At 49.6% G+C, this 24,076-nt stretch carries 23 protein-coding genes; 19 read left to right on the top strand and 4 right to left on the bottom strand.

Annotated elements, in window-relative coordinates; all coding sequences use genetic code 11:
• Positions 1–4 precede the first annotated feature (4 nt).
• On the bottom strand, positions 5–217 hold the full coding sequence (gene rpmE / locus ACJJII_RS05685; RefSeq protein WP_108734996.1) for a 50S ribosomal protein L31: 213 nt from the start codon (positions 215–217) through the stop codon (positions 5–7).
• A 353-nt stretch (positions 218–570) separates the two neighbouring features.
• Between rpmE and ACJJII_RS05680 the strand changes: the two genes are divergently transcribed.
• The 7 genes from ACJJII_RS05680 to ACJJII_RS05650 all read left to right on the top strand — a co-directional run bounded on the left by ACJJII_RS05680 (position 571) and on the right by ACJJII_RS05650 (position 9,299).
• Positions 571–2,784, top strand: a complete 2,214-nt coding sequence (locus ACJJII_RS05680; protein WP_444918584.1) for a primosomal protein N' — start codon at positions 571–573, stop codon at positions 2,782–2,784.
• A gap of 82 nt (positions 2,785–2,866) precedes the next feature.
• On the top strand, positions 2,867–3,445 hold the full coding sequence (locus tag ACJJII_RS05675; RefSeq protein WP_413663797.1) for an SPOR domain-containing protein: 579 nt from the start codon (positions 2,867–2,869) through the stop codon (positions 3,443–3,445).
• A 165-nt stretch (positions 3,446–3,610) separates the two neighbouring features.
• A complete protein-coding gene (gene hslV / locus ACJJII_RS05670; protein WP_108734993.1) occupies positions 3,611–4,150 on the top strand; it encodes an ATP-dependent protease subunit HslV in 540 nt (179 codons plus the stop codon).
• 73 nt (positions 4,151–4,223) lie between these two features.
• Positions 4,224–5,540, top strand: a complete 1,317-nt coding sequence (gene hslU, locus ACJJII_RS05665) for an ATP-dependent protease ATPase subunit HslU (RefSeq protein WP_282930670.1) — start codon at positions 4,224–4,226, stop codon at positions 5,538–5,540.
• A 4-nt stretch (positions 5,541–5,544) separates the two neighbouring features.
• The gene (locus ACJJII_RS05660; protein WP_444918583.1) at positions 5,545–5,919 is read left to right on the top strand and encodes a gamma-butyrobetaine hydroxylase family protein; all 375 of its coding nucleotides are present in this window, start codon (positions 5,545–5,547) and stop codon (positions 5,917–5,919) included.
• A gap of 265 nt (positions 5,920–6,184) precedes the next feature.
• A complete protein-coding gene (locus tag ACJJII_RS05655; RefSeq protein ID WP_444918582.1) occupies positions 6,185–7,720 on the top strand; it encodes an alkaline phosphatase in 1,536 nt (511 codons plus the stop codon).
• Between the two features lie 16 nt (positions 7,721–7,736).
• On the top strand, positions 7,737–9,299 hold the full coding sequence (locus tag ACJJII_RS05650) for an alkaline phosphatase (protein WP_444918581.1): 1,563 nt from the start codon (positions 7,737–7,739) through the stop codon (positions 9,297–9,299).
• 55 nt (positions 9,300–9,354) lie between these two features.
• Here ACJJII_RS05650 and ACJJII_RS05645 read toward each other — a convergent pair whose 3' ends face one another.
• On the bottom strand, positions 9,355–10,167 hold the full coding sequence (locus ACJJII_RS05645) for a CHAD domain-containing protein (protein WP_444906875.1): 813 nt from the start codon (positions 10,165–10,167) through the stop codon (positions 9,355–9,357).
• 123 nt (positions 10,168–10,290) lie between these two features.
• On the opposite strand from ACJJII_RS05645, the gene ubiE reads away from it, so the two are divergent.
• The 8 genes from ubiE to tatC all read left to right on the top strand — a co-directional run bounded on the left by ubiE (position 10,291) and on the right by tatC (position 15,843).
• Positions 10,291–11,040, top strand: a complete 750-nt coding sequence (gene ubiE / locus ACJJII_RS05640; protein WP_108734987.1) for a bifunctional demethylmenaquinone methyltransferase/2-methoxy-6-polyprenyl-1,4-benzoquinol methylase UbiE — start codon at positions 10,291–10,293, stop codon at positions 11,038–11,040.
• 55 nt (positions 11,041–11,095) lie between these two features.
• Positions 11,096–11,725: a ubiquinone biosynthesis accessory factor UbiJ gene (locus ACJJII_RS05635; RefSeq protein ID WP_444906876.1), complete on the top strand. Its 630-nt coding sequence runs from the start codon at positions 11,096–11,098 to the stop codon at positions 11,723–11,725.
• A 2-nt stretch (positions 11,726–11,727) separates the two neighbouring features.
• Positions 11,728–13,338 carry a ubiquinone biosynthesis regulatory protein kinase UbiB gene (gene ubiB, locus ACJJII_RS05630; RefSeq protein ID WP_444918580.1) on the top strand — a complete coding sequence of 537 codons (1,611 nt, stop codon included), beginning with the start codon at positions 11,728–11,730 and terminating at the stop codon, positions 13,336–13,338.
• Between the two features lie 51 nt (positions 13,339–13,389).
• Positions 13,390–13,782, top strand: coding sequence for a phosphoribosyl-AMP cyclohydrolase (hisI, locus tag ACJJII_RS05625; protein ID WP_282934621.1), 393 nt, complete (start codon positions 13,390–13,392; stop codon positions 13,780–13,782).
• Positions 13,783–13,789: 7 nt separating this feature from the next.
• Complete coding sequence (locus ACJJII_RS05620; protein ID WP_282930677.1) at positions 13,790–14,122, top strand: phosphoribosyl-ATP diphosphatase; 333 nt, start codon at positions 13,790–13,792, stop codon at positions 14,120–14,122.
• 88 nt (positions 14,123–14,210) lie between these two features.
• Positions 14,211–14,474: a Sec-independent protein translocase subunit TatA gene (tatA, locus tag ACJJII_RS05615; protein ID WP_444892350.1), complete on the top strand. Its 264-nt coding sequence runs from the start codon at positions 14,211–14,213 to the stop codon at positions 14,472–14,474.
• A 29-nt stretch (positions 14,475–14,503) separates the two neighbouring features.
• Positions 14,504–15,097, top strand: a complete 594-nt coding sequence (gene tatB / locus ACJJII_RS05610) for a Sec-independent protein translocase protein TatB (protein ID WP_444918579.1) — start codon at positions 14,504–14,506, stop codon at positions 15,095–15,097.
• Positions 15,094–15,843 (top strand): twin-arginine translocase subunit TatC, encoded by a 750-nt coding sequence (gene tatC / locus ACJJII_RS05605; protein WP_413663789.1) that lies wholly within the window; start codon positions 15,094–15,096, stop codon positions 15,841–15,843. The genes tatB and tatC overlap by 4 nt, the downstream gene beginning before the upstream one ends.
• 308 nt (positions 15,844–16,151) lie before the next feature.
• Here the strand turns inward: tatC and ACJJII_RS05600 are convergent, their stop codons facing one another.
• Positions 16,152–16,325, bottom strand: a complete 174-nt coding sequence (locus tag ACJJII_RS05600; protein ID WP_282930681.1) for a DUF3149 domain-containing protein — start codon at positions 16,323–16,325, stop codon at positions 16,152–16,154.
• Positions 16,326–16,435: 110 nt separating this feature from the next.
• Positions 16,436–16,669, bottom strand: a complete 234-nt coding sequence (locus tag ACJJII_RS05595) for a hypothetical protein (protein WP_444918578.1) — start codon at positions 16,667–16,669, stop codon at positions 16,436–16,438.
• Between the two features lie 71 nt (positions 16,670–16,740).
• Between ACJJII_RS05595 and ACJJII_RS05590 the strand changes: the two genes are divergently transcribed.
• From ACJJII_RS05590 to ACJJII_RS05575, 4 genes are all read left to right on the top strand, one after another.
• Complete coding sequence (locus ACJJII_RS05590) at positions 16,741–17,886, top strand: aminopeptidase (RefSeq protein ID WP_444918577.1); 1,146 nt, start codon at positions 16,741–16,743, stop codon at positions 17,884–17,886.
• Positions 17,887–18,106: 220 nt separating this feature from the next.
• Positions 18,107–19,525 (top strand): winged helix-turn-helix domain-containing protein, encoded by a 1,419-nt coding sequence (locus ACJJII_RS05585; RefSeq protein ID WP_444918576.1) that lies wholly within the window; start codon positions 18,107–18,109, stop codon positions 19,523–19,525.
• Positions 19,526–19,913: 388 nt separating this feature from the next.
• A complete protein-coding gene (locus ACJJII_RS05580; protein ID WP_444918575.1) occupies positions 19,914–21,146 on the top strand; it encodes a BamB-related PQQ repeat family beta-propellar protein in 1,233 nt (410 codons plus the stop codon).
• Between the two features lie 856 nt (positions 21,147–22,002).
• The gene (locus ACJJII_RS05575) at positions 22,003–23,955 is read left to right on the top strand and encodes a hypothetical protein (protein WP_444918574.1); all 1,953 of its coding nucleotides are present in this window, start codon (positions 22,003–22,005) and stop codon (positions 23,953–23,955) included.
• The last annotated feature ends 121 nt before the right edge of the window (positions 23,956–24,076 follow it).

The raw sequence follows: 24,076 nt of genomic DNA, 5'->3' as shown, positions 1-24,076 counted from the left end.
CGGATTATTTGCCGATACGGCTGCCGAAACGCTTCTTGAAACGGTCAACACGACCACCAGTGGTAGCCTGCTTTTGCTTGCCAGTGTAGAAAGGGTGGCACTGGGAGCAAACGTCGATTTGCAGGTCTTTGCCCAGAGTGGAACGGGTTTTTACAACATTGCCGCAGGAACAGGTAGCGGAGATGTCGGTGTAGTTAGGATGGATATCTGCTTTCATGATTGCCTCTTTTCGAAACCGCCACTCGATCTTTTGCCGAGCACGGCATCGTCATTGGTGCAGGAACCAGTATGGTTCCAGGCTGTTTAAAAAGTCGGCGCATACTATCAGATTAATGTCGCGGTTCAAGCACAATTGGGTGGCGAAACAACTGAGGATGGCCACTTGTTAGCATTGCACAATAGCTTTGATAACAATTGACCTCACTAATTCCTCTGTGACGCCTAAGTCGCCAATTCGGCCTTACGGAGTTATTCAGAGGCTCCTTAACAGTCATTATCCCCGACGAAGCCCTGCAACTTGCCACATCTGCCATTACACTAGCGCCTTTTGCTTGAGTGAGTGGGGGCCAGGTGCAGGAGTCAGTCCAACAGAGAGTCATTTTAAGGCTGGCAGTGCCCGTGCCCCTGAGGCGCTTGTTTGACTATTTGCCGCCAGAGGGACTGTCGCCGGAGTCACTGCGGCCTGGCCAGCGCCTCTGGGTGCCCTTTGCCGGGCGCAAGTTAGTGGCAGTACTGTTGGATATAGTGCAGGAGTCGCCGCACAGCAGTTTGAAGCCAGCGCTGGAACTGGTGGATTCGGAGGTTCTGTTTGGTGATGGCAGCCGCAAGCTGCTGTCCTGGATTGCCGACTATTACCAGGCGCCCCTCGGCGAGGTCTACGCTGCAGCCCTGCCCGTGGCACTGCGCAAAGGTAAGCCGTCTGATCATTGGGCGGAGCAGTGGCTTCAGCTCACGACAGAGGGAAAGGGCTTACCGGAAACTGCACTGGCGCGCGCGCCCAAGCAGCAGGCTCTGTTCCAGTTGCTGTTGAGTGATGGCAAGCAGAGCCGAACCCACCTTAAGGCCCTCGGCCACAATACCCCCGTGATTCGCGCCCTGCAGGATCGCGGCCTGGTGGAGTGGATTCCAGGCCCTACCGTACCTGCGCCGCTACCCGCAGCAGAGAGTACACCGGCTCCGGAGCTGAATAGCGAACAGCAACAGGTGCTCGACAGTATCGATTGCAGCGGCTTCTCAGCTTCATTACTGGAGGGCACCACCGGCAGTGGCAAGACCGAAGTTTATCTGCGCCTGATGCAGCGGGTTCTGGATAGCGGTCGCCAGGCATTGTTATTGGTGCCGGAGATTGGACTTACGCCGCAAACGTTGAGGCGTATTGCCGCACGATTTCCCAAGCACAGTATTGCGGCGTTGCACTCTGGCTTGGCCGACGGCGAGCGCGCTCAATCCTGGTTGGCGGCCGCAGGTGGGCAGGCAGATATTGTGATCGGCACCCGTTCAGCCATTATGACTCCCCTGCCCAGGCTCGGCGTTGTGATTGTCGATGAAGAGCACGATGCCTCTTTTAAACAGCAGGACGGTGTGCGCTATTCGGCCCGGGACTTGGCTGTGGTTTTGGGCCGGAACAATAATGTACCGGTGGTTTTGGGTTCGGCCACGCCCTCTCTGGAAACCCTGCACAACGCTCTGAATGGGCGCTATCAACACCTGCGTATGCGCTATCGCGCCGGTGATGCCAAGCCACCGCAAATTCACGTAGTGCCGACACTGCGAGAGCCTCTGGAAGAGGGATTTTCTCCCCAGGTGCTGCGCCATATCGGTGATACCCTCGAGCGAGGTGAGCAGGCTCTGGTGTTTATCAACCGGCGCGGCTTTGCCCCCGCATTGACTTGTGATGATTGCGGCTGGCTGGCGGATTGCCCACACTGCTCGAGCAAGCTGACTATGCACCGGCGGCAACGCCAGTTGCGCTGCCATCACTGCGATTACCGCCGCCCGCTGGTTGATAGCTGTCCACAATGTCACAGCCGTTCGATCTCGGCCCTGGGTGCCGGTACGGAACGCAGCGAGGAACTGTTGGCCCGTCGCTTTGCCGACTACCCGGTGATACGTGTGGACCGGGATACCACGGCGAGCAAACAGGCGCTGGATAAATTGTTAGCACCGGCGCGAGAGGGCGAGCCCTGCCTGTTGTTAGGAACCCAGATGCTGGCCAAGGGGCACCATTTGCCCAAGGTCACTTTGGTAGTGATCCAGGATGCCGATGGCGGCTTGTTCAGTGCAGATTTCCGCGCGCCAGAGCGTACCGGCCAGTTATTGGAACAGGTGGCAGGCCGTGCGGGGCGCGGCAGTCTCAGTGGGCGGGTATTGGTTCAGAGCCGCTTTCCCGAGCACCCGCTTTTACAATTGCTGCTGGAAAAAGGCTATGGCGCTTTTGCGCGCCAGTTGCTGAGGGATCGCTCGGTTGCACAGTTGCCCCCCGCGAGTGCTATGGCGCTGGTGAGAGCGGAGTGTGAAGAGCCCGGTTGGGCCGAAGAGTTTCTACAAAATGCGCGACTCTTTATGCAGTCCCTGGCACCCCCATCGCCACAGATCCAATATCTGGGGCCGGTGCCGGCACTACTGGAACGCAAATCCGGGCGCTTCCGATTTTATATTCAGGTCACCGCACAAAACCGAGCCCACCTACAGCCGTTGCTGGCGCGAGTGTGTGCCTGGGCGGAGGGCAATAAAAATCGCCGCCTGCGCTGGGCCGTGGATATGGATGCGCAGGAATTATCGTGAATATGCGCTGGGTTACGCGCCTGGCACTAAATTGGCGGTACAATTCACAAACCGCTAAAACCTTGCAGGGAAGAAATTTTCGATGAGCCGTCGCACCAGTAATCGCCGCAGTAAAAAAGCCGCAGGCAAACCCGCATGGGTTTGGTTTGTCCTGGGGAATTTTGTCGGTGGCTTTGCGGTGGCCGTACTGTTTCTTCAGGGCATGGACAAGGACAGCCGGGGAATAAGCAGCATTAAGCCAAAGGCGGTGCAGCAGCGAGAGGAAACATCGCCTCAACCGCGTTTTGATTTTTATACAAAATTAAAAGAAAACGAAGTCACGGTACCCCCGCCCAAAGTGGCACAACCGGCGCGCCGCAGTGACTCCACCAACAGTTCCCAGAACAGTAGCTCATCGGAACCCGATCGCAGCACCCCGGCACAGGTATATATCCTGCAGGCGGCATCGTTTCGCGATGCCTCTGAAGCGGAGCGCTTGCGCGTTGAGCTGACCCTGGCCAACCTGGATGTCAAAGTGGAATCGGCCACCGATAGCCGGGGTACCTGGCACCGGGTATTGGTGGGCCCTTACAGCAACCGCTCCCGGATGGCCAAAGCGCGCCAAACATTGGCTGAGCATCGCCTGATGCCGCTGGTGCTAAAACGCCCGGCGACCCAGTGACCATCAATTCCGTTTATTAAGGTGTGTTGCCCCACTCAGTAATTGTGACCTCTCTTATTGAAATCGGCGCGTACCGTCCTCACTTACCTAGTCTGAAGACAATTCCCCGGCGCGGGCACTTCGATGCCCGCTGCCAGAGTACACGCGCAATCCGAGAGGTCTCCATTGGAACAGTATCGCGGAACTACTATTTTATCCTGTCGCCGCAACGGCAAAGTTGTGATTGGCGGCGACGGCCAGGTGTCCATGGGCAACACCGTTATGAAAGGCAATGCGCGCAAGGTGCGTCGCCTGTACAAAGATAAGGTTATTGCCGGTTTTGCCGGTGGTACTGCAGACGCTTTCACCCTGTTCGAACGTTTTGAAGCCAAGCTTGAGGCCCACGGTGGCCAGCTGACCCGCGCCGCTGTGGAGTTGGCCAAAGATTGGCGTACCGACCGCGCCCTGCGCCGCTTGGAGGCCCTGCTGGCGGTTGCCGATTCCACTGCCAGTTTGATTGTGACCGGTAATGGCGACGTGATTCAGCCGGAAGACGACCTGATTGCTATCGGTTCCGGTGGCCCCTTCGCCCAGTCGGCAGCCCGCGCGCTGCTGGACAATACCGATATGGATGCCCGCTCTATTGTGGAGCAGGGACTGAAGATCGCCGGTGATATCTGTGTTTACACCAACCAGAACCACACCATCGAAGAACTGGCTTATTGATTATCGGGTACACCCTAGAGTGACCGGCTGGCGGGCTGTTTAAGCCCCCGCAAGAATTTTTGCAGGAATTTGTATGTCCCAGATGACACCCAGAGAAATTGTCCATGAACTCGACCGCCATATTGTCGGCCAGCAGGAGGCCAAGCGTGCGGTAGCCATTGCGCTGCGTAACCGCTGGCGCCGTATGCAGGTTAGTGAAGACCTGCGCGCCGAGATCACGCCGAAAAATATTTTGATGATCGGCCCTACCGGCGTGGGCAAGACGGAAATTGCCCGCCGCCTGGCTAAACTGGCGAACGCGCCCTTTATCAAGGTAGAGGCGACTAAATTTACCGAAGTGGGCTATGTCGGTCGGGATGTAGAGTCGATTGTCCGCGATCTTGTCGAGATGGCAGTGAAGCAGGAACGCGAGCAGGCCATGGCTGGTGTTGAGCAGCGCGCTATGGATGCCGCAGAAGAGCGCATCCTCGATGCCCTGTTGCCGCCGGCGCGCTCCACCGAGCCCACCGATAAGGATTCCAGCACTCGCCAGCTGTTCCGCAAGAAGTTGCGCGAAGGTGATCTCGATGACAAAGAGGTTGAGGTGGATCTGGCCGCTGCGCCCATGGGCGTAGAAATTATGGCCCCTCCCGGTATGGAGGAGATGACCAACCAGCTCCAGGGCATGTTCTCCAATATGTCCCAGGGCAAGACTCGCAAGAGCAAGCTGCCGGTCAAGCAGGCCCTCAAGCAGCTCACCGACGAGGAAGCGGCCAAGCTGGTCAACGACGAAGATGTTAAGACCCGTGCGATCCGCGCTGCTGAGCAGAATGGCATCGTATTTATTGATGAAATCGATAAAGTCGCCAAGCGCCAGGAGAGCGGCGGTGCCGATGTTTCCCGCGAAGGGGTACAGCGCGACCTGCTGCCACTGATTGAAGGCAGCACGGTTAACACCAAGTACGGCATGATCAAAACCGATCACATCCTGTTTATTGCCTCCGGTGCCTTCCACCTGTCCAAGCCCTCGGACCTGATTCCCGAGTTGCAGGGTCGCCTGCCCATTCGTGTGGAATTGAATTCGCTGAGCTCCGCAGATTTCGAGCGTATCCTCACCGAGCCGTCCGCTTCCCTCACTGAGCAGCAAAAAGCATTGCTGGCCACTGAGGGGCTGGAACTGCAATTTAGTGAAGACGGTATTCGCCGCATCGCGGAAGTGGCTTTCGAGGTGAATGAGCGCACCGAGAATATCGGTGCACGCCGTCTGCACACGGTATTAGAGCGCTTGCTGGAGGAAATTTCCTTTGATGCGGGCGATGGCAATACTTCGCTGAACATTGATGCCGCCTATGTGGACAGCCATCTGGGCGAGCTGAGCCAGAACGAAGACCTGTCGCGTTTTATTTTGTAAACCAATGAAACCGCAAAAAATCCGATTAAATCGCGCAGAGAAAAGCCTGCACCTGGTATATGGCGATGCTGAATTTACCTTGCCGGCAGAGTACCTGCGCGTCTACTCCCCCAGCGCTGAGGTGCGTGGCCACGGTGCCAGCGAACCGGTGCTGGTCAGTGGCAAAATGCATGTGGGTATCGATACGGTGGAGGCGGCTGGCCGCTATGCGCTAAAAATCGATTTCGACGATGGCCACGACACCGGTATTTTTACCTGGGAGTATTTGCACGAACTAGCTGAAAACTATTCGTCCAACTGGGAGGCTTACCTTCAGCGCCTGCGCGATGCCGGCCAGGGCCGCGACCCGGATGAGAGTGTGGTGAAGTTTATCGGCTAGTGGCAAATTGATCGGTAATGACAACCGCTCCCCAGGGGGCGGTTCCACCTTTCTTTCTCTTAATATCCCCCCACTCTTCTCAATAATTTATTACCGAAATAATTAATTTTTGGTACGTCTTTGCCAAATATTGCCAAGTTTATGTAATTCTTTGATATTCATTGATTTTCAGAGCAAAGATATTAACAACGTAACCGGCGCGTAATTCTTTTGTCACATTTTGGAACTCTAATGCTCGCCAAATTAACGAGTTTCGGAGGCCCCCATGGCAAAAACAATTGTCCGCGCACTGAGCGCCTTTTGTCTGATTCCTCTCGCTTCCGCTGTTTCAGCGGCAACCCTGCCCGACTACCAAACCAATAGTGCCTGGTACACGGAAAGTGCTGACCGATTGGAAGAGCGCGCTTCGCTTTCCCGAGAGGCAAAAACTGCGAAGAATGTAATTCTGTTCGTCGGCGATGGAATGGGCATTTCCACACTAACCGCCGCCCGTATCCTTGAAGGCCAGCTAGTCGGTGAGAGCGGCGAAGAAAATGCACTCTCTTTTGAAGAGTTTCCGTATACCGCACTGATCAAAACCTACAACACCAATCAGCAGACTCCGGATTCTGCCGGTACCATGACCGCCATGATGACCGGTGTAAAAACCCGCGCCGGTGTAATTAATATCGACGGCGATGCACTGCGAGCTGATTGCGCCAGCACTGAGGGTAAGGAATTAAATACCTTCCTGGAAATGGTGGAGAGCCGTGGCAAGGCCACCGGCATTGTTTCCACTGCGCGCCTGACCCACGCCACGCCCGCAGCTACATACTCCCGCAGCCCGGAGCGCAATTGGGAGTATTCCGCCGAGGGTGATTGTTCCGATATCGCCTCGCAGATGGTTGAGGTGTCTGCCGGCGACGGTATCGATGTCATGCTCGGCGGTGGCCGCCGCAACTTTGTTACCACCGACAACGACGGTAGGCGTGAAGACGGCCGCGACCTGACCAGTGAATGGCTGGAGCGCTATGACGGTGAGCAGACTGCTGTGTACGTGGAGAGTGGCTCCGAGCTGGAAGGCGTCGATATTGCCTCCACCGATAAGTTATTGGGGCTCTTCACCAGCAGCCACATGAGTTACGATGCGGACCGCATCGCCAAGGACAGCGATGAGCCGAGCATTGCCGAGATGACTGATACCGCCATCGAGCTGCTGGAAAAAGACAGCGATGGCTACTTCCTGATGGTAGAGTCCGGGCGTATCGACCACGGCCACCATGCCGGTAATGCCTACAACGCCTTGCACGATGCCATCGCCTTTGCGGATGCGGTACAGGTTGCTTTGGATAAAGTGGATCTTGAGGACACCTTGATCCTGGTGACCGCCGACCACAGCCATGTGATGACTATCGCCGGCTATCCGACTCGCGGTAACCCGATACTCGGTAAAGTGGTTGAGAATGACAGCAGCGGTGCCGCAGAAGCGGAAGAAGGTCTCGCTGCGGACGGTAAACCTTACACCACCCTGAGCTATGCCAATGGCCTGGGTTATGCCGATTTAGGTGAAAATACCGACGCGGATGAGCGTTACGATATCGCCGCCGATACCGGACGCAAAGATCTCTCCGGCGTGGATACCGAAGCGCCGGGCTTCCACCAGGAAGCAATGGTGCACCTGGAGTCTGAGAGCCATGCGGGCGAGGATATCAGCCTGCACGCTATCGGCGCCGGCGCCGAGCGGGTACAAGGTAGCCTGGAGCAGAGTGCAGTCTTCCACGTGATGACTGCTGCGACCGACCTGTCGCTGACAGAAGAATAACTGGGGGTAATTCACCATGAGACATTTTAAGAAAACAGTACTGGCTTTCTCTGTCGCCCTACTGGCCACCGCCTGTAGCGACGACAACTCAAACTCTGACGACGTAGTGGAATTACCCGAAGAGGAGCATGTCGGTGTTTCCTCTGCTCAGAGCAACAGTAGCTGGTTCCAGGAAGCCCAGCAGGCGATCGAAGAAGCGAGCGCTGTAGAAATCAACAACACCCCCGGTGCGGCCAAGAACATTATCCTGTTCGTTGGCGATGGTATGGGTATCTCCACAGTGACCGCCGCCCGTATCCTGGCAGGTCAGCAGCAGGGCCTCGATGGTGAGGAATACCAGCTGAGCTTTGAGAAGATGCCGTTTGCCGGTCTGGTCAAAACCTACAACACCAACCAGCAAACCCCGGATTCTGCCGGCACCATGACTGCGCTGGTTACCGGTGTTAAAACCAAGGCCGGTGTATTGAGCGTTGCTGAAAATGTTGCGCGCGGCGATTGTGCTGCCAGCCTCGAGTACCCGCTGACGACGGCAATTGAGCTGGCTGAAGACCTGGGCAAGAGCACCGGTATTATCAGTACCGCGCGTATCACCCACGCCACTCCGGCGGCTACTTATGCCAAAGTACCTGAGCGCGGCTGGGAGGAAGAAGCCCCGGATGGCTGTACCGATATCGCCGCTCAACTGATAGAGTTTGAAGCCGGTGATGGTATCGATGTGGTAATGGGCGGTGGTCGTCGCAACTTCCTGCCCACCGATATTACCGATATTGAAGGTGAAGCGGGGCGCCGTGAAGATGGGCGCAACCTGGTGGATGAATGGAAGGCCCGTTACGACGATGGTGTAAACAATATTGCCTACGTTGAAGACACCACTGCTTTTGAAGCCGTAGATGCCTCCGCAACCGACAAGCTGTTCGGCCTGTTTAATTCCTCACACATGGAATATGAAGCCGTTCGCGAGGACGACAAAGCCGGTGAGCCCTCCCTGTCAGAGATGACCGCCAAAGGTCTCGAGATGTTGCAGAAAAATGAGGACGGCTACTTCCTGATGGTGGAATCCGGTCGTATCGACCACGGTCACCACGCCGGCAACGCCTATCGCGCCCTGACCGATGCGGTGGAATTTGCCGAAGCGATCCAGTACGCCATGGATAATACCAGTGCAGAAGACACCCTGATTGTTGTTACTGCGGACCACAGTCACGTGATGACTATCGCCGGCTACCCCACTCGCGGTAACCCCATTCTCGGAAAAGTGATTGGCAATGACGGCCATGGCGAAGCGGAAACCTCCCATGCCCTGGCGGAAGATGGCCTGCCCTACACGACTCTGAGCTATGCTAATGGCCCGGGCTACAGTGCCGGTGATAGCGGAGCGCGTCCGAGCCTGGTGAGCACAGACACTGCCGCCCTGGATTACCAGCAGGATGCCCTGATTCCCATGAGCAGTGAATCCCACGCCGGTGAGGATGTGGGTGTTTGGGCGCGCGGACCGGGTGCGCACCTGGTGAGCGGCACCAACGAACAAAACTTCCTGTTTCACGTAATGGTGCGTGCTGGCGGATTATTGGAACAGTAATTCCATCAGCTGTCGGTGTGGATGGCATGTTCATCCACACCGACACTTTCCCCGGTTAGATCTTGAATTGAGGCTTGGAGAAAAGCACCTCACAGAGCGCTTCGGTCTTTTTCATTAGTAGGCTTTGTCGGTGCCGGATAATTTTTAGCACCGTGCCAAACTCACTTTGCAGCTTGTCTCCCTGAGTGATTACCAGCCGTGCCAGCAAATGGAGATCACGCCAGTCACCCAGAACTTCTCCCAACTCCTTTAGTGACTTACAGCGCTCGCCCACAGTGAGCGGATAACGCTTCCTCAATAAGCGGCTCTGGTACCAGTGATCCTTGGCTCTTTTACGCAATAGATGCAGGCGGTTTGCATTTTTGTGCCTGCGCACTTTACGCCATGCGCTTGCGGCTTTTCGGTAGCCGCGCAGGTAACCGGCTTCCGCATCATGCCAGCCGAGCTGTTCAAGCGGCCACGATGGAATTCTTATTTGACCTTTATCGAGGAGTTTCAATGCCGCTTGAACCGCTGAGTGGTTTTGCTCTGCCTGGATCAGTTCGTCGAGGAGATGGTGTAACCGGTGAAAGTGATGTGGCGGTGCCAATCCCAGTAAAGCGATGCGCAGTGCTGTGAGGTCGCGGGTGTGGGCGAGAGTGTTTGCCAATTTTCTGTAGTGGGTATTTTCGCGCTGAAAAGTGCTACCGATTTGTGGGCGGACCAGGCGCAGTAGCGCGCGAATTTTCTTGCAGCGTTTGCGCAGTTCGTGGACGGCAGTTTCCCCTCCGTTGCGGAGCAAGTATCCGTTTGCCGCCGTTACTTCTGCCTGGGCGATAGATTTGATTTGCTCGGGAAAAGGAGACTCACATTGGAATTGGTAGCTCATAGAACAGTCCCGGGTGATCCCATTAAATTTTAGTGGTTTCCGCTCTGCTTGATTTCAAGCGGTGCCCCACTGGCTCCGGCAATGTACAATGGCCTTTTAAAGTTTTCGCTCAGCAGGCATAGCATGAAGGATCGCAAGACCACCCACTTCGGCTACCAGGAAGTGCCGGTGGAAGAAAAGGCCGGTCGTGTGGCAGAAGTGTTCCACTCTGTAGCAGCCCGTTACGATGTAATGAACGACTTGATGTCTGGAGGTGTTCACCGCCTCTGGAAGCGTTTCACCATCGAATTGTCCGGGGCCCGACGGGGCCAAAGTATTCTCGATATCGCCGGGGGTACCGGTGACCTCACCGCGCGCTTCTCCCGCATTGTGGGGGCCAGCGGCCAGGTAGTATTGGCGGACATCAACGAATCGATGTTGCGAGTGGGTCGCGATCGCCTGCTCGACCGGGGAATCGCCGGCAACGTGGTACCGGTGCAGGCAGATGCCCAGTACCTGCCCTTCCCGGACAATACCTTTGATTGCATCACGATCGCTTTCGGCCTGCGCAATGTCACCGATAAGGACCTGGCACTGCGCTCCATGTTGCGCGTGTTGAAACCCGGTGGCCGATTGTTAGTGCTGGAGTTTTCCAAGCCCCAGTCGAAGCTGTTGGAGAAAGTCTACGATCAGTACTCTTTCCGCCTGTTGCCATTTATGGGCAAACTGGTTGCCAATGATGCGGACAGCTATCGCTACCTGGCGGAGAGTATCCGCATGCATCCAGATCAGGAAACCCTCAAGGGGATGATGGCGGATGCCGGTTTTGTCGATTGTGAATTCCACAATATGACCGGCGGAATTGTCGCCTTGCACCGGGGCATCAAGCCCTGAAAAACTGCATAAGCCTATTTTTTCTCTGAGCGCAGGCACGAGGCCGTAAACCGCCATGAGCGACCCCACTTTTCGCGCGGGATTTGATGCCGCGCTGGAAACCACAATTAATGCTGCCCTCCAGTATGACCCGGCGACACGCGAGCGCCTTTCCGCACTGGATGGGAAAACCATGGCGCTGGATTTAACCGCCCCGCAACTACAGTTTTGCCTGTGTATCGAGGGTGACCAGGTGCGGGTGCGCCAGCACTGGGAGGGGGAAGTCACCACCCAGTTGAGCGGTTCAGCGCTGTCTTTTGTACGCCTGATCAAAGACCCGGATGCAACTCCTGCCGGGCTGGGGGTGTCAGTGAGCGGCTCCAGTGCCCTGCTGGCAGAACTGCAATGGATCTTGAGTGACCTGGATATCGATTGGGAAGCGCCGCTGGCACAAGTGGTTGGCGATATTCCCGCCCACTCAATTGGCAATGTCCTGCGCGATGCTGCCCGCTGGTTGGGAGGCAATCTGAATCGAGCGCCTGAAGTGGCGGTGGAGGCTATTAGTGAGGAGTGGCAGCTGACTCCGCCCCAGGCCCAGTTCGAAGCATTTGTCGAAGAGCTGGCCGAGGCCTCTCTAGCTGCTGAACGGCTCGAGGCGCGCGTGCGCTTGCTGGAAGAACAATTTTCCCGCGGGGAGGCTGAGTAGTTTTGCCTGTTCGTCGAAGTCTCACAATCGCGCGGGTTTTTCTGCGCTATCGTCTCGATCAATTATTGCCGGCCGAGGAGCGCCCACTGTGGTTGCGGGGATTGCTGCTGCCGGTGAAGTTGCTGCCGCAGTCCAAGATGCCACGGGGCGAAAGGCTGCGCCGAGCCTTGGAAGAGCTGGGCCCCATTTTCGTTAAATTCGGCCAACTTCTCTCCACTCGTCCCGACCTGCTGCCGCCAGATATTGTCGAGCAATTAGATTATTTACAGGACAAGGTGCCGCCCTTCCCCAGTGACCAGTGCACGGCTCTGATCGAAGAAGCCCTTGGTGCCAAGGTGGATGAGGTCTTTGCCAAATTTGATCAGCAGCCACTGGCAGCGGCTTCAGTTGCACAGGTGCATGCGGCTGAATTAAAGAGCGGCGAATCAGTGGTCGTCAAAGTACTGCGCCCGGGCATTGATGAGGTAATCCAGGAAGACTTGAAGCTCCTGGGGGTGATCGCTCGTGGAATTGAACGCTTTGTGCCCGAAGGGCGCCGCATGCGCCCGGTGGAGGTGGTTGAGGACTATCGGCACACGATTGAAGGTGAATTGGACCTAACTCGTGAAGCGGCCAACGGCACCCAGCTCCGCCGCAACTTTACCAACTCCCCGCTGTTGTATATCCCCGAAGTGCACTGGGATTACACCCGTGAAAATGTCCTGGTGTTGGAGCGTATCGACGGTATCCCCGTCACCGACCTGGCCCAGCTTCGCGCCCAGGACACCAATATGCAGCTGCTGGCTGAGCGCGGTGTTGAGATCTTCTTTAAGCAGGTATTCGAGTACAACTTCTTCCATGCGGATATGCACCCGGGCAACATTTTCGTTTCCAGGGAGCACCCGCAACGCCCGCAATATATTGCGATTGATACCGCAATCGTCGGCAGCCTGACACGGGAAGATCAGTACTATTTGGCGCGCAATCTCCTGGCGATGTTCCGCCGCGATTACCGTATGGTGGCGGAGCTGCACGTGCAAAGTGGTTGGGTTCGCTCCGACACGCCGATCAATGCCTTTGAGTCCGCTATTCGCTCGGTCTGTGAGCCCATTTTTGAAAAACCCCTGGGAGAAATTTCTTTCGCTCGGGTGTTGATTAGTCTGTTCCAGACTGCGCGCCGATTCGATATGGCGGTGCAGCCACAGCTGGTACTGTTACAAAAGACCCTGTTGAATATCGAAGGTTTGGGTCGACAGCTTTATCCGCAGCTGGATCTGTGGAAGACTGCTCATCCATTTTTAGAGCGCTGGATGCGCGATCGAATCCACCCCAAAACAATTTTGGGTGAGATAAAGCGCTACGGTCCGGAGTGGCTTGAGAAATTCCCGCAGATGCCACAGCTGGTGTACTCAGCTCTGGAGCAGTCGCGGGAACTGGCGCCCCAGCTAGAGGTAATTGGCGAGCAGTTGGCGGGCTCGCAACGCCGAGGCTTGCGCCAATATATTCGGCGGGTCGCCGGAGTTGTGTTGGGCGTTGGCGCCATCGCTGTCAGTAAGCCGGAATGGCTGGCTCAGTTGCCGCCGACTGGTTGGGTACTGGGCGTTGCTGCACTAGTGCTACTGCTGTGGCCCTAGGGCGCTTCGGCCTACACTGGAACTTCTAAGGATTGTTAGACATTGACTCAAATTCAAGCAAAGGCCGGTTTTCTCGATAAAGTCAGCTGGAACAGTGATGGCCTGGTTCCTGCGATTGCGCAGGATTTCAAAACCGGGCGGGTGTTGATGATGGCCTGGATGAACCGCGAATCGCTGGCGCTCACTGCCAGTGAGGGTTACGCAGTCTACTGGTCCCGATCCCGCAAGGGCCTGTGGCGCAAAGGAGAAACCTCTGGTTTCCTGCAGAAGGTGCGTGAATTGCGCCTGGATTGTGACGGGGACACCGTATTAATGTTGGTCGAGCAGGAAGGTGGAATCGCCTGTCATACCGGACGCAGTAGTTGTTTCTATCACCTCCTTCAAGATGAAGAGTGGCAGGTGAATCAGCCGGTGATTCAGGACCCGAAGTCCATTTATAAGTGAAACAATTATGAAAGATGTGCTGCAACAGCTCGATGCGGTGTTGGAAAGCCGTAAAAATAGCAGTGATGCTTCTGAATCCTATGTGGCCAGTCTACATAGCAAAGGCCTGAACAAGATTTTGGAAAAAGTCGGTGAAGAAGCCACTGAAGCTATTCTTGCAGCAAAAGACGCACAGAGTAGTGGCGATAATCGAGACCTGGTTGCTGAGACAGCGGACCTATGGTTTCACTCGTTGGTCATGCTATCTCACTTGGGCGCTGATTCTCAGGACGTGGTTCGAGAGCTTGGGCGCCGGTTTGGTCTTTCTGGCCTGGAAGAGAAAGCGGCGCGAACTAAGTAAAATTTGAATCACTTGTGGCACCACCCCTGATGGCGGGAGTGCCCGGTAAGAAACTCAAGCCATCCTATTGAATGTAATGGAGACAATTATGGGATTCGGTGGAATTAGTATCTGGCAGTTGTTGATTGTCCTGGTCATAGTCTTACTACTGTTCGGAACCAAGCGTTTGAAAAACCTTGGAGGCGATCTGGGTGGCGCAATTAAGGGTTTCCGCAAAGCGGTTAAGGATGAAGACAAATCCAAGGATGCTGATGAAGACAAAGATGTCGAGCGTCTCAAGCACGATGAGGAAGAGAAGCCAGGCCAAGACAGTACTGTCAAAAATAAAGATAAACAGTCTCAGGACAAATAATCGGCAACGACTAAGGCGAGTGTCACTCTGTGTTTGATATCGGCTTTTTAGAACTATTGGTAGTTGCTGCCGTGGCCCTGTTGGTGGTTGGCCCTGAGCGACTGCCCGATGCGGTGCGTACCACTTCCCGCTGGTGGTCCGGTTTGAAGCGGACCTTGCACAGTGCTCGCGAAGAATTGGAGCGAGAGGTTGGAGCCGATGATATACGGCGTGAACTTCACAACGAGCGCATTATGCGTGAGATTGAGGAGAGTCGTCGTGAGATGGAGCAAACCTTTAGCGAAGCCAATAAGGAAGTTCACGACGCGCTTAATCAGCCTGAAAAACCACAAGTTGCAGGGACACCAGTAGAAAAACAGGCAGCTGGAGTGAACCATCCTGAGTCACCAAAGCCTGAAAAGGCGATAGAAGAACCTGCTCATCCTCGTGCAGAGCAGGAGGATTATTTGCCAGAACAGGATGAAACTGCCGAGGAGTTACAGGATCCGGAATACCCGGAGCATTGGCATGATTTTGGGGACCCGGATTTAAACCCGGACCATCCTGAAAACATCGATGAAGATGAAGAAGAAAAACAAGGCGAGAAGAAAACATCGCAACAGGAAAAAGATAGCCAGTCATGAGCGATCAGTCCCAAGATAAACATCAGCCTTTTATCGACCACCTGATCGAACTGCGTGATCGCCTACTGCGAATCCTCTTAGTCGTATTGGTCTTATTTGTCTGCTTGATGCCGTTTGCGTCTGAAATTTATAATTTTATTGCCCACCCACTACAGGAGCGTTTGGCGGGTGATGTTGGAATGATCGCTACAGAGGTGACTTCCACGTTCCTTACTCCGTTCAAAACGACCTTTATAGTTTCTTTTTTTATTGCAATCCCTTTTGTGCTTTACCAAGTTTGGTCATTTATTGCCCCGGGACTGTATAAAAATGAAAAACGTATTGCTATTCCATTATTAATTAGTAGCGTCGCACTTTTTTATATCGGCATTGCATTTGCGTATTTTGTGGTCTTTCCCCTTCTTTTTGATTTCTTTGTTGGAACTGCTCCAGAAGATATTAAGGTAATGCCAGATATGCGCAGTTATCTGGATCTGGTGCTGAAGCTTTTCTTTGCTTTTGGTTTTGCTTTTGAAATCCCTATCGCGACAGTCCTACTGATCTGGAGTGGGGTCGTGGATGCCAAGACCCTGGCAAGTAAGCGCCCTTATGTGATTGTGGGATGCTTTTTAATTGGGATGCTACTGACACCGCCGGATATAATTTCCCAATCCTTATTGGCCTTCCCCATGTGGCTATTGTTTGAGATTGGCATTTTATTTGGGCGTTGGATGAAGTCTTCACCCAAAGACAAGCCTGCTACCTGAGATAAAAAGTCACCACTGGGCTTTCAGCGGTTAGCTTCACAGGTAGCGCTTGAGGTGTTGCAGTTGCGCTCTCGATAGGGTTACTCACCTGAGAGCGCTAGCTATACGGGCACAACGCCGCACTCTCTTCTCAGTAGAATCAACTCCACCTCTTCCATGACAAGAAGCTTGATTACACGGTTATTTCCCAGCTACAGGGAGGTTGACCACCCTACCGGCTGTAGAAAGCCCGCTATTAGATACCAGATCGAGAGATAAACGCTAAACTAGCTTGTGCTTGGTTGCTTACAGCAACGATGGAAGCCTAGCTATTTATTGGAACCGGTTGCTTGTGCTGCGATGCGTTCCTGCTCGGCAACAGCTTTTTCAACATTGTTGCGAACCAAGCGAACGAAAAACGCTGCCATCAGGAATATAAAGGCAATAACGGCCAAGCTGAGAAGGCCAGAAAAGCTGGTAAACAGGTCAATTAAAGCATCCATTTTTCTCTCCAAATAGGCTAATGCTTCACCTATGCAGTCTAGGGAGCTGTAATGGAAATCTCTTGACCTAAATCAAGCTGGATCGACTTATTGTAAGAACGACGGGTTGGTCAACGCAGGGTCAGGGCTGCTAGCAGGCAGAGTAAGGACGTGCCACATAAAGAATAAAGATCGCTATTTTCTCGCCTGTCAGGCAGAAGCAGCAAAAGCGCCAAAGGTGGCATAAATAGTGCTATCAGCCCCGACAAGGGGTCGCGACTAAAACCAATAAATAGCAGTCGCAACCAGGCAACAGCACCTAAAACCAGGGCAAATACTGTTAAGACGGCTGCCACTGGTGACATGGAATAACCTTTTGCACATGGAATCGTTTGACTGGTGGGTTTCTCTAAGAAAAATACTAATAGGAAAAAGAGTGTATATCAGTATTTCTGATCTTAGGTTTTTAGCGCGCCCCAGAGTTTGGCTGCTCGTATTAGTATTGTTAGGGCTCTACGGGTGCGAGACTGCGGGCTATTACTTCCAGGCTGCAAGCGGTCAATTGCGGATACTCTCTGCCCGGCAGCCGATTGAAGAGCTGGTTCAAGACGGCAATGCCAGTGATCAACTCCAGAAGCAATTACAGCTCGTTCAGGAAATCCGTGCCTATGCAGCACAGGAGTTAAAACTACCAGTGGGGCAAGCCTATAGCTCCTATGTGCAGCTCGATGATGAGTACCCCATATGGAATGTCTTGGCCGCACCAGAGTTTTCCCTGAGCCCCAAACGATGGTGTTACCCCATAGCCGGTTGCGCTAGCTATAGGGGCTACTTCCGCAAATCAGCGGCTATTGCCAAAGCAAATAGCCTGCGCAACCAGGGTTACGATGTCTACCTGGGAGCTGTTCCGGCCTACAGTACCCTGGGTTGGTTTAATGACCCTGTGTTATCAAGCTTTGTGAATTGGACACCGGAGAGACTAGCCGGACTCTTATTTCATGAGTTGGCCCACAGAAGAGTTTATGTGCCGGGTGATACCCGCTTTAATGAGAGCTTTGCTACAGCAGTGTCCGAAATTGCCCTACCTGATTGGCTTCGTAGTCAAGGTCTCTCGAGTTCTGCTGAGGAGACTAAGGCTCAGGCACTGGCGGTACGACAGTTAATGACAGCGACGCGTAAAGAGCTTCAACCAGTTTACCAATCCAACTTGCCGGACGAGGAAAAGCGCCAAGAAAAGGAGGAAATTCTGAGTCGATTGAGGCGTTGCTATTGGCGTATGGCAGCAGAGTGGTCTTACCCCGCGCGCTACCAGGCCTATATAGAGAAAACCAATAATGCTACTTTGGCTTTGGCTGCAGAATATGAATCTTTGGTTCCAGCTTTTCGTCAGCTTTATATTGATAGTAATGGTTGGGAGGATTTTTATAATGCAGCTGAAAGATTGGGTGAGCTTGACCGCCAAGAGCGAGAGCAATATTTATTGGAGTTAGCGTATGGATACAAAAAAGAGAGGAGTAAGACGCCGATAATAGTCGAATTTGACTCTCAGTTTTGTATGCGGCAGGAGAGTGAAGTTCAATAAGTAACTCTTAAAAATACAATAATTTTCAACTTTAATCTCCTATTTAATAAAAATGACCTAACTTAACTTAGTACATACTTGGAAATAAAATTAACGTGGAAAACACATCTTTTACTTAACAAATTTTATTTTTAAGCGTATATTTACTTTTATTTTTTATATTCAAAGCTATTCTGGCCGTGAAAATTACTTGCTTGTAAGTTTTTCAGTGTAGAAGTTTATGAAAGTAACAAGAAATATTAAATTAGGACGGTGGATTTTAAATGAAGAGCAAGGTTATTTGCTGTGTGGTGAGGATAAAAATCAGCTAGACCATATACCACTTCAGGTCTTATTAGAGTTAGTTAATCATCAAGGCTGTCTGGTGACTAAGAAGCAGCTTCTCTCTACTGTTTGGGCCAATAAGGTCGTAGGGGATGAAGTACTTACTGTGGCTATTAGTCAAATTAGAAAAGCTCTTGGAGATAAAGCGAAGCAACCGGAATACATTAAAACTATTTCAGGTCAGGGTTATCGCCTAATTTGTACAGTGGAGGATATAGAGTCAAACAATAAAGCGGATGCTGTAGATAGCTCTTGGTGGTTCAGTCAAAAATATATTGTAGGATTGATTGCTAGCATTTTTTTACTTATTGGGCCTCTACTATGGTTTTCTTTCCATGCAGACCCTATTCCATCATTATCCATTTCTCAGAATGAGAAATTCCAAAAGGGACGCTATCTCTTAACGCTACAAGATTACGCTAAGTGGCGACAAGCTCAAACTTTATTTGAGCAAATAATAATAGAGTCTGAGGAATTCTCTCCTGCTTACCTAGCTTTAGTAGAGAGCAAGTTATTAATTGATCAAGGAAATACTCAAAAACTTTTTAATAATTGTAAAAGTTTGAATAAATTAGTTGATAAGGCAATTGATCTATCGCCATCAAACGTGGATGCTTACCTACTTAAAGCTCGTCTTGCTTTTCACGTCGAATGGAACTTTGATATGGCAGATAAGTATTACCAAAAAGCCTTATCACTGGAGCCGATGAATGGGAAAGTTCACCATGATTATTCACAGTTCTTGTTAGCTAGGCGAGATTACCCTGAAGCGCTACAACATGTTTACAAGTATATAGACTCAGATCCCTCAGCTTATTCCAAGCCAATGGTTGCCTGGATATATAATATGTCGGGAAAGTATAAGGAAGCAAATGAAGAGCTAATTAAAATTGCCAAAATCGCTCCACGCTCAATAGCGTATCACGTATCAGCGCACTCGACGTTTGAGAATATGAGGCGAGATACTGATGCATTTAGTCATTTGAAGGCTATCTTGTCTCATGTTGGCTACAGCAATGATGACTTGAGAACAGTAGAAGAAAAATTCCAGATGGGCGGCCTTGCAGCAGTAAATAAGTGGCTATTAGATATAAAGCAAGAGGCAGGTGATATTGGCCAGTATAGACCTCCATTAGCTTATGCGCGATATGCTGCGACAGCGGGAGATATAGAAAGAACCCTATACTATTTGCAGCAGGCTGTTGAAGAAAGGCAGTTGGAAGTGTTGTGGGTTAACACTGACCCCAAGTATGAGTTAGTAAGATCTCTTCCTGCTTATACCAAATTAATGAGAAAAGTCGGGCTGTCTGAGTAAACCTCTAAGGGTTTAATGGGATATATGTAAAGCTAAAATAATATATACAATTAATTGGAGCAAGTTCTCCCTTTTGGAACAGCTGACGGTTCATCTCTTAATATATCCTGGGTTCGTTGCTCCTCGTATCATATAAAACTAACTGTTGTCCCACAGACCCGCTATCAATTATTTGGGACCTTGGTTCCTATAATACATATCAAAGAAAGTATGAATTAGTATTTATATAGATATAACCTTTAGCTCGAAGCGATAAATTAATAGTTTATTGGTGCTGATGTATTAGTTACGCAACCTTAATTGGAAAATTTAAGGATTTCTTAGATATTCTTCAGGTATTTTTGTCAATCATCTTTTAGATTCCAAGTTGATAATTTGGAGTCTTAGTATGGATTGTATAAATCAAATTAAGTTGTACGTATGTATAGTTTTACTTATATTTTCAGTTAATCTACATGCTCATAGTACTTGGCGATATAAATTGCCAGGCCCAGTTGCAGGAGCCCCACTTGTTCTAAAGGATCAAATTATCGCCACTGGTGGATCACTTGTAGTGGGCCTTAATAAGGAAGGAAAGCTCCTTTGGCAATGGAATCTAGGCTCTACCACAGCTGCATCGGCAGCTACAGATGGAGAATATCTATTTATTAATGCAGATAATGGCCTTCATACATTAAGCCTAGATGGGAAGCCTTTGTGGTATTTTAAAAGTGAGGACAGTAAAAATCTTATTGATGGCCGTCCTATGGGGTGGGGAGAGATATTTGTTCCAGATGCTTGGAGCTTTTATAGGTCTTCTCCAATAGTAGCTGGTGGTAGAGTTTACTTTGGTAATCAGCAAGGTACGTTTGCTCTGGATGCTAAGACCGGTAAGCAATTGTGGCATCTTAGTACTGGAGTTACGCATACTACTCCGGCTATATACAAAGGGGTGCTAGTTGTTGGATCGTGGAATAATACGCTTTATGGCATAGATATAATTAGTGGATCTATTAATTGGACCTTTAAAGGAAAGCAACCATACGGCCAGATCATATATGAAGGATTCAATCAATCTCCGGTTATTTCTGATGGTACTGTATATACAGGTAATCGCGATACCTATTTTTATGCCATTGATGCTGAGACAGGGAAGCAAAAGTGGAGTTATAAACACCCTACTTCTTGGATTGGTTCTCCAGCAATTGAAGAGGATGGAGAGCTTTATTTTGGTATGTCGGATGGTTTAACACTGATAAGATTAAATGCAAAAAGTGGAAATCAGAGCATGAATTTTAATGCCAATTTTTTTATCTTTGCTAAACCTCAAATGACCGATGCTCAGGTTTTTGTTGCCACAATGGCTGGTCAAGTTTTTGCAGTAGATAAGAAGAGTAATAAAGGTCAGCTAATTTTTACTACACCAGATTGTTTAAAAAAATGTGAAAGTTTGATAAAGCCAAGGGGGGGGATGAAATATATAAATGATACCTCTGCCGACGGTATGGCTAGGAATGTTGAGTATATGGTTGATGTGGCTGATTCACTCCTGAGTATGACATACAGTGACAACACCCTTTATCTGGGGAGTGCCAAAGGTCACATTTATGCACTAAACCCACATATAGAAATTACTCATTAATATACAAGTTAGCCCATTAAAAAATAATCTAACCACTACGAATTGCTAAAATTTTCTGCTTGTTATAGGTATACAAAGATTTATATTTAATCATGCCCCCGAACCTCTCTTGATAGTCCATTGACTAGCCAGTTCAACTAATGAGCTGGTTTTTTTTGATTAAACATCTGATAAAAAAGGATGCGCAATTATTAAATTCTATCTAACAAAGCAACGCTAATATATCGTGTCAGGTGATTTTCATCCGTAGTAAGTGGATGATAACAATTAGTTTTTCATAATAATATACCTACTCTCAAAATAATTGAGAGATAGATATATTTTTTTAACTTCGAGACTAGCAGGGTTTTACTAGAAATATACGTCCTTAGAGAGTACGCCTTAAGTAATCAGTATTTTTAATAACAATGAGTAGCTGATTATTGAAAGTTCAAGCTAAGTAGAGTGGGCCTTTGTATATGGAGAGTGGCAACTCAATACTCTATCGCCTCATTTTTTTCCTAAAACCTATCGCGGCCTCTAACATATCTAAAAAATGTACCAATAGTTTAGAATACGTTATTGGCTGTAAGATACTGTTGTTTATAGAATTTTATTTTTTTTAGAATTTTTTTAGGATTTTTTTGTTTTATTTCAGGTCTTTTTATATTCCTATTTTTAGGATAGATGCATTACTCGTAGTCAAAAAATAATTGGCATTTTGGAATTTGTATTTTATTGCTGGCAAAAAAACTGATGGTGGGTGAAATAAAATATGAAAACATATTTGTTGATGGCATCAAGAAATCGTGCAAGGTTTTGAGGTGATTTATTAGCCTAATTTTTCGTCATGGCTGTTTAAGGGAGTATCCAATATATGTTCGAATATAGATGTACCAAAGTGATGGGATTGATTACTGCTCTTGCTCTATCTGGATGTTGGAATAAAGGTGAGGATAGTAATTATAGGGATAGTAATATTCCAACGTCTGATAATTACTTATACATCCAGGGGGAAGTGATTGATGGACTGACAACAGGTACAAAACTTGAAGTTCTTGTTGGTGATAATTTGGTCTATACCACAATTATAGATCGTGATAGATATTCAGTTGAAATCAATTTGGATAAGAGCAACTCTGATGGTTTGGTAAAGCTTATTGCCACTTCCGAGACTAATGAGAGAATTAAACTTGTAAGTACATTGGGATTCTTACATGCGCTTCAGGAGGATGCAGGTTCTGATAGAACACTTGTTTATTCCGAAAATAAATTTGTCCAAATTAGTGGAATATCAACAGCAATTTCAGCGACATTAGATAATTCAACTAATGAGTCGTCAGGCTGGAATAACATTACTAGGCCTATAGAGGCAAGTGAAGTTTTTGCTAAAGCCACTATGATTAAAATGTTAGTAGAGCATTCACAGGAAGGAGTGGCAATACCTTCAGATATTCAAGATACTTTCCAGCTAGCATCAGATTTTAATCTCTCTTCGAAATACATTAGCCTCTTTAGAAAGGCGCTTAAAGATATTTATCAGGAAGTACAGGCAGATATATATGAGAGTGGAAAGTATTTGCATGTAATAGATGAAAATTTAATAGCGGATACTTATTATGTTGATAGTGGAATATTAACACTTAATGTAGACGGTACTGGAGAGTACATTGAAAACGGTGAAGTGGTTGATCTTACCTGGGAGAAAACACAACAAGGCGTTGACTTGGAATCAGACAGTAGCATTGTTTTTACCGATACGATTTTAGTTGAAGGCCAAAAGATTGAGTTTGAGCGACACAGACAGACTAATAGAATTTCATGGATGTTCAACTCTACTGCTCAATCGATGTTTGTTTTTGAGGTAAATGACAGATTTCATTACCCTAGTGGAGAGCTTCAGGATTACATGGAAAATGGGTATGAAGCTGTTTCAGGCGCTCGAGCGAGTAATTTAGTAGACCCGAAAGATTTAATAAGCATTGGTAAAGTGTATAGCATGCCTATACCAAATAGTCGCGGGGAAATCGCTGGTAGTGTTGATAGCGAAACCCCACGATTTAGTTTTAAGGCGGTGGAAATAAGTTTTTCTGGAGACTTCTCGAATGGTGGAACCGCCAGTATAAAAGTACCTTCAATCTCAGCTTCCGGAGAAGCTCTCTATACTGAGATATCTGCTACTTGGCAGCTAGATAATAATAGAATAGATTTAGACTTCCCTGATGGTTCAAGTCTTGAATATTCAATTCTTAGTTTATCTAGTCATGGCTTTGCTAAAATTCACGTTATTTATCAGTCGGAACAAGGAGAGAAAAGCACTTATTCTTCATATGTTTTAGAAAAAGAGGGAGTTAGCTGGTCAGATATAGATATACCAGGAATATACACTCTTCCATTGAGCTTGTTGGATAATCTCAGTAATTACTTCTACGACTTTTCATCAAATGGAACCCTAGAAATTGTATCTGTCCAAGATCTTAATTTAAACGGGAATATTGACGATGGAGAGTACAGCGAGGTACCTGCTTATTGGAATATTGATGATGGGGGACATCTTACAATAAGAGTTTATCAAGGAGCGGAGGGATACTGTTTGCCTGAGGCTTTGGATATCACTGATAGTATTTGTACATTAACTGATGAAATAAGTTGGGATCTGTACCAGATTTATAACATCGATAGTTTTGGTGTTAGGCAAACTGAAAATAGCTTCTATAAGCCATTTGGTTCCTATGCAAATAGTATAAAAACTCGGGAGATATTATTAAAGTATGGAGATATCGATAATATACGGCTAACGAAAGTGCCAGAAAGACCATTTAAAAATTAACCAAATATCTATTTGGCCTACAAGAATAATATGGACATACCTTAAAGGTTTGTATTTTATTCTTATGCTTTTTTGTGCGATAACACAAGCAACTTTTCCGACCAAATCAGTTGGCTATTAA

Source organism: Microbulbifer maximicatervae (SeqCode) (assembly GCF_052467825.1).
Note: the sequence above shows the minus strand (reverse complement) of the source record. Positions and strands in the feature narration are given on the sequence as shown.